The organism is Cellulomonas septica (genome assembly GCF_012396155.1).
In the GTDB taxonomy this organism is placed as follows: Bacteria; Actinomycetota; Actinomycetes; order Actinomycetales; family Cellulomonadaceae; genus Cellulomonas; species Cellulomonas septica.
This window is the reverse complement of the sequence record NZ_JAAXOY010000350.1, coordinates 1-3,655: the sequence shown is the minus strand read 5'-3', so window position 1 is coordinate 3,655 and position 3,655 is coordinate 1. Positions and strand designations below refer to the sequence as shown.

Here is a 3,655-nt window from a genome sequence, read left to right as displayed (position 1 = left end):
GCGTCCACCGGCGCGCGCGACGCCGTCGAGCGCGCGCACGTGGTCGAGCACCTCGGGGTTCAGCCACTCGGGGCGCAGCGGGCCGCCGCGTGCGGCGCGCGAGTCGGCGGGGACCCCGTCGAGGTACCGGGGCGTGAGCATGCCCTGGGCGAGCGGCGAGAACGCCACGACCGCCATCCCGGCGTCGCCGGCGACGTCGAGCAGCGACCGGCCGTCAGGGCCGGGCGTCTCGACCCACCGGTTGAGGATCGAGTAGGCGGGCTGGTGCACCGCGAGGCGCACCCCGAGCCGTGCGGCGACGTCGAGCGCCTCTCGCGTGCGGTCGGCGGAGTACGACGAGATGCCCACGTGCACGGCCTTGCCCGCGCGGACCGCCGCACCCAGGGCACCGATCGTCTCCTCGAGTGGCGTCGTCGGGTCGAAGCGGTGGCTGTAGAACACGTCGACGGCGTCCACGCCGAGCCGTCGGAGCGACTCGTCGAGCGAGGCGCGCAGGTACTTCGCGGACCCGTGCTCGCCGTACGGGCCGGGCCACGCGCGGTACCCGGCCTTGGTGGTCACGACGAGCTCGTCGCGGTGGCCGCGCAGGTCCGTCGCGAGCAGCCGTCCGACGGTCTCCTCGGCGGCGAACGGCGGGGGCCCGTAGTTGTTCGCGAGGTCGAGGTGCACGACGCCGCGCTCGACCGCGTGCAGCACGACCTCGCGCTGCTGCGCGTAGGGTCGCGCCTCGCCGAAGTTCTGCCACAGCCCGAGCGAGACGACCGGGAGCGAGAGACCGCCCGCGCGCCGGTGGGGCAGGGGCGGCGGTGCGGTGGTCACCGCTCGACCGTACCCCGCACGCGACGACGCCCGACGGGACCGCGCAGGCGTCACCTGCCGCCGCCGTCGTCGCACGGCACGCCCCGGACGACGCGGGCGCCCAAACGGGTGGCGCGGCCGCGCGCGGTCCGGGAGGCTGGACCGACGCGCCCCCCGGGTGCGTCGACGGACCGAGTCACACCGAGGAGTAGCCGATGAGCAACGACAGCGCGAAGCCGGCAGCGGAGGCGGTGAGCGAGGACGCCAAGGCGAAGTTCCGGGAGGCGCTCGACCGCAAGAAGGCGGCGCAGCACCGGACGGCCGCGGGCTCCACGAACACCGGGCAGGTCCACGGGTCGGAGACGACGGGCCCGGCCCAGCGCCGGTTCCAGCGCAAGTCCGGCTCGTCCTGAGCCTCACCCGTACCGCATGACGAAGGGCCCCGCCGGCGACCGGCGGGGCCCTTCGTCATGGACGGCGTCGGCCGCAGAGGCGGACGACCGGCAGGTCAGGACAGCAGGCGCAGCCGCACCGTCTCCGGGCGCGACGAGAGCGCGTCGACGACGGCCTGGTCGACGGCCGAGCCGGCGTCGGTGACCACGTAGCCGAGGTCGCCGCGCGTCGCGAGGAGCTGGCCCTCGATGTTGACGCCGTGCTCGGCGAGCGTGGCGTTCACGGCGGCGAGGACCCCGGGCACGTTGTGGTGCAGGTACGCGAGGCGGTGCACGCCCGGCGGCTGGTCGAGCGCGAGGTTCGGCACGTTGACGCTGAGCGTCGTCGAGCCCGTCGACAGGTAGTCGCGCACCTTGTTCGACACGAACTGGCCGATCGCCTCCTGCGCCTCCTCGGTCGAGCCGCCCGTGTGCGGCGTGAGGATGACGTTCGGCAGGCCGCGCAGCTCGGAGTCGAACGGGTCGCCCTTGCGCTTGGGCTCGACGGGGAAGACGTCGACGGCCGCGCCGCTCACGTGACCCGACACGACGGCGTCACGCAGGGCCGAGTAGTCGACGACGAAGCCGCGCGACAGGTTGAGGAACACCGCGCCCGGGCGCATGCGCGCGAACTGCTTCGCACCGAAGAGGCCCGCGTTGCCGCTGCGGCCGTCGACGTGCAGCGTGACGATGTCGGCCGCCTCGAGCAGCTCGTCGAGCGTGTCCATGCGGCGCGCGTTGCCGAGCGCGAGCTTCTCGGCCGTGTCGTAGAAGACGACGGACATGCCGAGGTTCTCGGCGAGCACCGACAGCTGGGTGCCGATGTTGCCGTAGCCGATGATGCCGAGCGTGCGGCCGCGGACCTCGTGCGCGCCGGTCGCCGACTTGTTCCACACGCCGTCGTGCATGGCCTTGTCGAACTCGGTGAGGCGGCGGGTCAGCGCGATGATCTCGGAGATCGCGATCTCGACGACCGAGCGCGTGTTCGAGAACGGCGCGTTGAAGGTCGCGACACCGCGCGACGCCGCCGCGGCGAGGTCGATCTGGTTGGTGCCGATGCAGTACGCGCCGATCGCGACGAGGTCGGACGCCTGCTCGAGCACCGCGGACGTCACGTGCGTCTTGGAGCGGATGCCGAGGAGCTGGACCCCCTGGAGGGCCTCGACGAGCTCGTGCTCGTCGAGCGCACCCGTGCGGGTGGTCACGTCGTAGCCGGCGGACTCGAGGATCGAGCGCGCCTGCGGGTGGAGGTTCTCGAGCAGCAGGGCCTTGGGCACGTCCCTATGGTGCGCCCCGTCCGGCCCGCGACCCAAGACGGTCCGGTCCTCGGACACGACGCGCCCGCGGTCGTGACGCGTCAGTCCGCCGCCCAGCCGGCGGGCAGCGGCGCGCTGTGGAGCACCCGCAGCGCGCGCGTCGGGCGGGTCATCGCGACGTACAGGTCGCCCGCGGAGGCCGCGAGCACGTCGGCGGGCTCGACGAGCACGACGACGTCGACCGTCGCGGCGCGTGCCGTCCGCACGCCGATCACGGGTCGGGTGCTCACGCGACCACCCGGCGCAGCATGCGCGGCAGGTCGGACAGCGCCCCGGCGGTCGCCATGCTGAGCGTGCCCTGCGTGCGGACCGCGACCTCCGCCCCGCGCCGGCAGCGCACCACGACCGTGCGCGTGCCCGTCGGGACGTGCCGGGCACCGAGCCGCAGCGTCGCGTCGTCGACCGCCGACCCCGTCACCAGGATCGCGACCGACACGTCAGGCGTCTCGCGCGCGACCCGGCGCCCGAGCAGGGCCGCACCCGCGCCGCCCTCGGCCTGCGTGAGGCGTGCGCAGTCGTCGAGCAGCAGCGGCGGGGTCTGCACGCGCAGCGCCCCCGGGCCGGCCAGCACGGCGATGTCGCGCTGCTCGCGGATCGTGTGGACCGCGAGGGACGCCACCACGGACACCGCGAGCTCGAACTCGTCGTCGTCCGCGTAGTCGCGCGGGTCCGTCGCGAGCGCGATCACCGTCTGCGTCCGGCGGGTGTCCTCGAACTGCTTGACCATGAGCGAGCCGCGGCGCGCGGTCGTGCGCCAGTGGATGTACCGGCGGTCGTCGCCCGCGACGTAGTCGCGCAGCGCGTGGAACGACAGGTCCGAGTCGGACAGGTCGCGCGTCGACTGGCCCTCGAGGTCGCGCAGCACGCCCGAGCCCGACCCGGTCAGCCCCACGGTGAGCGGGTGCACGAACAGCTCCACCGGGGACGTCCAGCGGATGCTGCGTCGTACCAGGCCGAACGGGTCGCCACGCACCGAGCGGACCGGCCCCACGACGACGACCGCGCGGCGGGACGTCGGCACCGCGAAGAGCTCGTCGTGCGACGCGCCGGGCGCGAGCCCGGGCACCCCGAGCTCGGCCACCGACGACCCCACGGGCAGCTCGATCCGGG

Annotated in this window: 5 protein-coding genes; 1 reads left to right on the top strand and 4 read right to left on the bottom strand. The window is 74.4% G+C overall.

Features of this window, described 5'->3' with window-relative positions:
• The coding region (locus HGA02_RS13040; protein WP_168679371.1) for an aldo/keto reductase at window positions 1-819 on the bottom strand (819 nt) is incomplete at its 3' end.
• A gap of 194 nt (window positions 820-1,013) precedes the next feature.
• Here HGA02_RS13040 and HGA02_RS13035 point away from each other — a divergent pair.
• Entirely contained in the window at window positions 1,014-1,211 is a 198-nt protein-coding gene (locus HGA02_RS13035; protein WP_168679370.1) for a DUF5302 domain-containing protein, read from the top strand.
• 95 nt (window positions 1,212-1,306) lie between these two features.
• Here HGA02_RS13035 and serA read toward each other — a convergent pair whose 3' ends face one another.
• From serA to HGA02_RS13020, 3 genes are all read right to left on the bottom strand, one after another.
• Window positions 1,307-2,506: a phosphoglycerate dehydrogenase gene (serA, locus tag HGA02_RS13030; protein ID WP_168679369.1), complete on the bottom strand. Its 1,200-nt coding sequence runs from the start codon at window positions 2,504-2,506 to the stop codon at window positions 1,307-1,309.
• 80 nt (window positions 2,507-2,586) lie between these two features.
• Window positions 2,587-2,775 (bottom strand): hypothetical protein, encoded by a 189-nt coding sequence (locus HGA02_RS13025; RefSeq protein WP_168679367.1) that lies wholly within the window; start codon window positions 2,773-2,775, stop codon window positions 2,587-2,589.
• A partial coding sequence (locus HGA02_RS13020; RefSeq protein WP_168679368.1) for a DUF58 domain-containing protein occupies window positions 2,772-3,655 on the bottom strand: 884 nt, incomplete at its 5' end. The genes HGA02_RS13025 and HGA02_RS13020, both read right to left, overlap by 4 nt.